Source organism: Candidatus Zixiibacteriota bacterium, from assembly GCA_022865345.1.
Taxonomy (GTDB): Bacteria; Zixibacteria; MSB-5A5; order MSB-5A5; family RBG-16-43-9; genus RBG-16-43-9.
The window spans coordinates 22631-28734 of sequence record JALHSU010000058.1 but is presented as its reverse complement, the minus strand read 5'-3'; the positions used below and the strand labels follow the sequence as shown (position 1 = coordinate 28734).

The 6104-nt window shown below is 42.6% G+C and carries 4 protein-coding genes; 2 read left to right on the top strand and 2 right to left on the bottom strand.

What is annotated here, in order from left to right; genetic code table 11:
• The first annotated feature begins 429 nt into the window (after positions 1-429).
• Positions 430-1950 (top strand): response regulator, encoded by a 1521-nt coding sequence (locus MUP17_02510; protein MCJ7457845.1) that lies wholly within the window; start codon positions 430-432, stop codon positions 1948-1950.
• Positions 1951-2146: 196 nt separating this feature from the next.
• On the opposite strand, the gene MUP17_02505 is transcribed toward MUP17_02510, so the two are convergent.
• Positions 2147-3712: a carboxypeptidase regulatory-like domain-containing protein gene (locus MUP17_02505; protein MCJ7457844.1), complete on the bottom strand. Its 1566-nt coding sequence runs from the start codon at positions 3710-3712 to the stop codon at positions 2147-2149.
• A 435-nt stretch (positions 3713-4147) separates the two neighbouring features.
• Here MUP17_02505 and MUP17_02500 point away from each other — a divergent pair, with 435 nt between their 5' ends.
• Positions 4148-4750: a flavin reductase family protein gene (locus tag MUP17_02500; GenBank protein ID MCJ7457843.1), complete on the top strand. Its 603-nt coding sequence runs from the start codon at positions 4148-4150 to the stop codon at positions 4748-4750.
• A gap of 197 nt (positions 4751-4947) precedes the next feature.
• Here the strand turns inward: MUP17_02500 and MUP17_02495 are convergent, their stop codons facing one another.
• Positions 4948-6030 (bottom strand): site-2 protease family protein, encoded by a 1083-nt coding sequence (locus MUP17_02495; GenBank protein MCJ7457842.1) that lies wholly within the window; start codon positions 6028-6030, stop codon positions 4948-4950.
• Between the last annotated feature and the right edge of the window lie 74 nt (positions 6031-6104).

The following is a 6104-nucleotide window of genomic DNA, read 5'->3' as shown; positions in this document are numbered from 1 at the left end:
CCCTTCTTATCTCCTCTTGACTCATCCTGATCATGTCCTTTCCTGCCATAATATCCTCCTTTAAAGTAAGATATTGTGGCAATCTCAAAATAGGACATTTCTACTTTGCTAAAACAGGACATTATTATATTGCGATTACAGAATAAAATGAACCTGAAATGGATGTGATAGTTCGGTGCTTGGTAAGAGGAATGTAGTTGCTCGATTTATCGAGCTTAATAAATATTGGGAGTTTTTATCCCTGATTTCAGTCAGGTCTGTAAATATGCTTCGAATTGGCTTGAACTGGACCATTTCTTTTCACCTTCTATTAAATAAACGTCATCCAATAATGTGCAAAAATAAGACAGTAAAAAAATCAACTTTCGAGTTCCAAAGCCGATAGAAAATATGATTGCTCCGGTTAACAAAATCAGAAAGATAGCCCAGATGCCTTCCAAAGCAAAAATACTGGTAGTTGACGATGAAATCTACATCTGCAACATCATTCAGGAGATGTTGTCCTCTGATGATAATGAGGTCCTGACTACCAATCTTCCCCAGGAAGCTTTAAGAATCTTAAAAAACCAGCCGGTTGATCTGGTCCTGACCGATCTGATAATGGGAGATAAATCCGGAGTCGATATCCTGAAAAGCGCCCTGGAGATTTCCCAGGATATCGTTGTTATCCTGATGACCGGGCAGCCTGCAATTGAGAATGCGATCTCGGTCCTGAAAATGGGGGCTTACGATTATCTGATCAAACCATTTACCCTAGAAAGCTTGAGGGCTACAATTCGCCGGGGACTGGAGAAACAGAATCTTTACCGGGAAAATATAAACCTAAAGGAAACTGTTTCGCTTTGTAAGATAAGCGAGGCCATGGGCTCAACCATCCACTTGAAATCCCTGCTCCAGCTCATTTTAGAAACTTTATCTATGGAGTTTGATGCCAGTCTCTCCTCTATTTTACTGGTTGAGGATAAAAATAAAAGTTTGGTTCTTAAAGCTTATTATGGGATGAGCACCCATCCCGTGGAGCTGAACTTCCTGCATGGCGAGCACCCGGTTCCGCAGTGGGTGGTGAAAAATGCCAAGCCCAAAATTCTGAATCCAGGAGAAGAAGATAAGCAGTCTGAAAAAGATAAGCTCAGAAGGTCATTCATCTCTTATCCACTTATGGCTAAAGGAAGGTTGATTGGAGTCCTTAACCTGGTCAGGATTGGAAACTATTTCTCCTTCTCTCCGGGACAGATTAATTCACTTTCCATAATCGCCAGCAAGGCTTCCTCAGCCATTGAGAACTCTCTTCTATACGAGAATCTTGAAGAAGCCTACCTCAACATATTAACCGCCCTAGCTAATGCAGTCGAAGCCAGAGATATCTATACCCGCGGTCATACCGAGAGGGTCTGGTATATGGCGGAGATAATTGCCCGGGAAATGGGCTGGGATGCAGAGAAATTATGGGAGGTGAAGATTGGGGGAATTCTGCACGACATAGGAAAAATCGGCATTCCGGATGCCATTCTGAATAAACCTGGAGAGCTTACACCAGAAGAGTTTGAAATAATGAAAGCCCACCCGGCACAGGGGGCAAAGATTTTAGAAGGAATCTCTTTTTTATCACCTTCGCTTCCCTATATACTTTATCATCACGAGAGGTTCGATGGCCAGGGCTACCCATTCGGTCTCAGACAGGAAAAAATTCCCATCCAGGGCAGGCTTCTGGCTGTGGTGGATACATTTGATGCTATGTGTAGTGATAGGCCTTATCGGAAAAGGAAAGGAGTTCCCGTAGCGTTGAAAGAGATAGAGGATTGTGCCGGAACACAATTTGATCCAGAGATAGCTCAGATATTTTTAAAGGTCTGGGAAGACAAAAAGATTGACCCTGAAAAACTAAAACAGGATAACAGAAAAACCCCTCCACAGATTCACCTCAACCCTAAACCTCTGCGAGCGGGGTAGAATCCTGTAGAGACGCATGGCCATGCGTCTCTACCTTCTGTTGCGGCAATTTCTTCTCTTTCTGAGTAGTAATATAATAACTGTATAGACACTTTCCGATGATTCCACTTGTGAAGTCAAGAATTTTATTCTAAAAAAAGTCCCCCCGCATTTGCGGGGGGACTTTTAAATATGAAGGAAACGAGGTTAAATAGTTCTATTTTAGCATTATCATCTTTCTGGTTTCAGAATTATCTCCTGCCTTAAATCTGTAGAAATAAATCCCTGAGCTTACCTTTTTATCATTATCATCCTTCCCATCCCAGATAGCCTGATAATCTCCAGGCATCATTTCTTCGTCCAGCAAAATCCTCACCCTTTGTCCTGTCAGATTATAAATTGTGAGGGAGGTGTGTACGGGTCTCCCAACGCCAAACTCCAAACTTCTAACTTGGAATGGTATGGTGGTTGCGGGGTTAAAAGGATTAGGATAGTTCTGACTCAAGGATATTTTTTTGGGTAAAGAATTATTGCCCTCTTTTACGTCTGATCTGCCGATGTTTATGTCAACTCCGCAGATATTTTTGAATTTAAGTTCTACTTCAGGCCCGTTTACAGTTCCATAAGGTGAAGTCACCAGAAGATAATATGTTCCAGGCAAGAGCTTTTCGAGCAAATATTCACCTTCTGACCCGCTGACAGCAGAAGCGGCTATGTTTCCACACGTGCTGCTAACCTTTAAAGCAGATACCTCTTCCGAATTTGAAAGTTGCTCTGTTTTAGAAATAGCATAAATAGTGGCGTTCTCTAAAGGTTCACCATCCAGCGTGATTTTTCCTCCGATGTTGAGGAACCCTTCCTGAATCCCGGAAAGTCTGAAATCGACCTGGGAGGAGGTGGGAGTCACTTTACGGGCGTCTTCCTCCAGAAGAGCTTCTTTGTAATATTCTGATATGTATCCAGTGGCTGTGCCCAATATTTTAAATGATATAATCGGTAGGTCTTCCAGCACATATTTCCCGTCTTCGTCCGTTACCGCAGTCTGCTCATATTCCTGGTCAGGAGAAGCTGAATAAGCTATGACAATCGCAAAGGGGATGGGAAGATCTGTTTCCTGGTCTTTTGCCTGTCCGAAAATTTTTCCCTCTCTCTGGTTACCATGCTTGTTCATCTGGAAATCCACTCCTGAGCTGACCGAATCAGCTACTACTTCGATTGAGATATGATATTTTAGAGGTTTATACCCTCTGGCGAATGCAGTTGCCCGGTACATTCCTGCTTGCAGTTTATCGATAAAATAGTAACCAGCAGAATCGGAAAAAGCTAAAGATTTTTCGCATCCTTCGATATTGTGAACGAAAATCCTCGCTTTAGCAATAGGATTTCCAGTCAACGAGTCTGTCACCCTGCCTGAAATTGATCCAGTCGGCATAGTGCTAAGCTCAAAATTGATTCCGGTCAGGGTATCACCTGACTCAACCTCCAGGGTTTCAGGATAAACTTCGAGAAAGTATCCAAAAGCAAATGCTGAAAGCTCATATCTCCCTGCAGAAAGTTTGTCTAACAGATAAACCCCGGAAGAATCAGTACGGGCGACTAATTTCCGACCGTCTAACTTGTCTGCCATCACAAAAGCCTTAACTAATGGCTTTCCGGTTTTCTGGTCCGTCACTTTTCCGGAGATAGAAGCATAGCATAATGGATCACCTGCCTTGGCGAACGAGGAGATTGATGTCAAAAAAAAGAATAAAATTACTGTTAAAAAAATGAACAGTTTTTTCATAAGACCTCCTGGTTAAAATTCAACTTATTAAAATGCAAGCTCTATGCCATATTAGAGCAATAAGCTTTTATTGTTGACTTTTTGCACAGGTCATAATCTTCAATCTAACTTTGACTTAATTGAGTCAAAAACACAAATCCATTTGAACTTGACTTGATGCGACGGGATACCAAACCTCCTGTGCAAACTATTTCACAAAAATGCAATTCTTAATGATCTTGAGCATACAATCCCGCAGCCTTACTCTTTTTAGAAAATCTGCATTTTCCAGTTGACAAGCAAGTTTGTGAGAATATATTATAACATCCTTAAGGGAATCCCAATCCCGGTTACCTGTAAAATTAATACCTCGAGAGGAAGAACGTCCTGTCTTTAAAAAGACGCTTTTAAATCTTAAACGGATTTGACAGAATCTAAATATAAGCGAGGAACGAAATGAGAAAAAAGATTCAGGAGAAAATCGATTTTGAGATCAGGGGTTTGAATGAGACAAATACTTTTCCGATGCTGGATAATATCCATTTCCCGTTGATTGGCCAGGTAGTTCTGGTCACATCCATAAACCGGGAGAAAATTCCTAACGTTGCTCCCAAAAGCTGGATCTCTATTTTTGCCAGGAAGCCAGCCATCGTGGGGTTTGGATGCAATGTCAACCATGACACTTCAAAAAACATTCTCTCCACCGGAGAATTCGTGATAAACATCCCCGGGGCTGAGCTGGCAAATAAAATCTGGAAAGCTTCGGAGTCAAAGGGCCAGGACTCAAAGGAAATCGAGAAGGTTGGCTTGACTCCCCTAAAATCGGTCAAGATAACAACCCCCAGAATCGCAGAATGCAAAGCCCATCTGGAATGTTCTCTGGACTGGACCAAGAAATACGGGGAGGAGATCATAATCTTCGGAAAAGTCCTTTTAGCCTCAATTGACAAGAAAGCCATCGAGGGAACTTTAGAGGAAAGGTACAAATACCTGAAACTGATGGCTTATTTAGATGAAGGGGCATACGGGATAATCAAGACCGCCCAGAGAATAGAGTAGGATAATCCCGCCTCTCTGTAGGGACAGAACATTGTTCTGTCCTAAAAAAACATGATTGTTGTGTCAGGAGTTCCTCTCCTGACATTATAAAAAAAGATTGACCTCACCCTAACCCTCTCCTAAAAGGAGAGGGAATTTTATTTCCCTCCCCTGTAGAGGGGGCAGGGAGGGGTTAACTTCAGTTCCTGCAAAAATAATTAATGCAACCTGATCGGTGCTGGTGAAAAACAGAGGATAAAAATGATGAGGGAAATCCAGCCGACTACTTTTCTGTTATTATCCAGAGGAACCGCATCATTCAAAGTCGGCGGATGAGGTATCCTGACGATAAAAGCCAGAACCAGCCAGATAAGCCATCCCTGCCACAGGAAAATCCCTAAAGGTATCAAGCTCAAAACTATAATTCGGGCAATTATTTTTTGCTTTTTGCCGAATAGGGCATAAGCGATGTGCCCACCATCTAATTGTCCGATAGGGAGAAGATTAAGCATCGTCACCAGTAATCCAGCCCAACCTGCAAAAGCCATAGGGCTTAAAAGGGTGTCATATCCGGTTGGAACCTCTTTCATAACTAACCAGGAGACTAATTTAAAGGCTAAGGAATCTCCCAGCATAATCCCCTGACCTGGGATCTCTTTTACAACCTGAGACGTTGCCAGCCCCAAAGCCAGAGCTATAACCGAGACCACAAATCCGGCAATAGGACCTGTTGCGCCTACGTCCAGAAGCTCCTTTCTATTTTTAAAAGGAGCTTTTGAACGAATTATCGCCCCGAATGTTCCCAGTATATTCAGCCCGGGTATGCCGGGAATGAAATAAGGCAAAGAGACTTTTATTCTGCTTTTTCTGGACATAATATAGTGCCCGAACTCGTGAAACAGCAAAATCAAAAGCAGAGGCACTGCAAAAGTCGCTCCTCTATAAATCAGGAAAGGATTTTTAGAGATGTCCTGATTTTCCATAAAGGCACCAGTGGCGAAAGTCGTCAGGACAGTCAAGAAGAAAAGGATTATATTGACCCAGGGTAAAGAAGGCTTGACCACCTTTCCGATTCTGGAAAGCTCCATAATAGTTTGGGTCCCGTTCTGGTCGAACCTTACATTATATCCTATTTCCGAGAGGCGTCTTGTTACGTCATCCTGCCAGTCCTCCATCGGAAACCAGGGAGAGCCTAAAATAGTGATATTCTGGCCATCATAATAGACCCCTCTGATCTCAAGGAGAGTCCCCACAGAGTCCCTGATCCTGCCTATCTCCAGCTTTAATTCCTCTTTGTTCATAATTATCTTAAATACAGTTCAAAAGTTTGATTGTTTGTCCGTTTGTAAAAATCAGTAACCCCACCTTGCCCTCT

What these genes read in the sequence shown, in the direction of transcription:
- MUP17_02500 (MCJ7457843.1), top strand. Translation starts at nt 4,148, where the DNA reads ATGAGAAAAAAGATTCAGGAGAAAATCGATTTTGAGATCAGGGGTTTG.
- MUP17_02505 (MCJ7457844.1), bottom strand. Translation starts at nt 3,712, where the DNA reads ATGAAAAAACTGTTCATTTTTTTAACAGTAATTTTATTCTTTTTTTTG.
- MUP17_02510 (MCJ7457845.1), top strand. Translation starts at nt 430, where the DNA reads ATGCCTTCCAAAGCAAAAATACTGGTAGTTGACGATGAAATCTACATC.
- MUP17_02495 (MCJ7457842.1), bottom strand. Translation starts at nt 6,030, where the DNA reads ATGAACAAAGAGGAATTAAAGCTGGAGATAGGCAGGATCAGGGACTCT.